The organism is Collinsella sp. AM41-2BH, from assembly GCF_003468085.1.
GTDB lineage: Bacteria > Actinomycetota > Coriobacteriia > Coriobacteriales > Coriobacteriaceae > Collinsella.
In genome coordinates, this window is record NZ_QSGH01000039.1 from 1 (window position 1) to 274 (window position 274).

Below are 274 nucleotides of genomic sequence, written 5' to 3' on the forward strand. Positions count from 1 at the left end.
CCGGCAAGAAGATGACCGCGCTCGCCGACAAGGTCGCCGACGAGGGCTACGACGCCGTGTTCCTGATGGGTGTCGGCGGCACCTGGGACGAGCTCATGCAGCTCGAGTACCTCATGAACAAGTTCGGCGACCGCGACCTCGAGGTCTACCTGATCCACGCCGCCGAGTGGAACGTCATGGGCCACAAGCGCATGACCGAGAAGTCCGTCGTGCTCACCGCCTCCGAGTCCGGCACCACCCCCGAGGTCCTCGAGGCCGTCAAGAAGATGAAGGA

The 274-nt window shown here is 64.6% G+C and carries 1 pseudogene; it reads left to right on the plus strand.

The window, feature by feature from the left end:
• Positions 1–274 (plus strand): annotated as a pseudogene (locus DW899_RS10320) (SIS domain-containing protein); the annotation flags it as partial.